This is a genomic window from Citrobacter sp. R-1.5.2 (genome assembly GCF_035064245.1).
GTDB lineage: Bacteria > Pseudomonadota > Gammaproteobacteria > Enterobacterales > Enterobacteriaceae > Citrobacter.
This window is the reverse complement of sequence record NZ_JASEYC010000122.1, coordinates 1-234: the sequence shown is the minus strand read 5'-3', so window position 1 is coordinate 234 and position 234 is coordinate 1. Positions and strand designations below refer to the sequence as shown.

General features: G+C 55.1%; 1 protein-coding gene and 1 pseudogene. One reads left to right on the top strand and one right to left on the bottom strand.

Annotated elements, in window-relative coordinates:
- The coding region (locus QMN38_RS26885) for a YnfC family lipoprotein (RefSeq protein ID WP_114119501.1) at window positions 1-107 on the top strand (107 nt) is incomplete at its 5' end.
- On the opposite strand, the pseudogene QMN38_RS26880 reads toward QMN38_RS26885, so the two are convergent.
- Window positions 101-234 (bottom strand): annotated as a pseudogene (locus QMN38_RS26880) (spermidine acetyltransferase); the annotation flags it as partial. The gene QMN38_RS26885 and the pseudogene QMN38_RS26880 overlap by 7 nt on opposite strands.

Genomic DNA, 234 nt, shown 5'->3' with positions numbered 1-234 from the left:
ACGATCACGACAATCCGCTGAGCTGTGAGCTGCAGGTGATCGATGAAAGCGTCCAGCCGCCGCTGACCCGCCACTACACCATTAAAAACCGTATCGATTATTACTGAGCCGTCGGCTTCAGCAGGGACGGCCCGGACGTTTTGTGCTCGGCCAGATACTGGTGCTGGAACAGGCACATGCGGATGGTGTTGCGGTACTCGCCGTTAATGAAAAACTCATGGATCAGTTCACCCT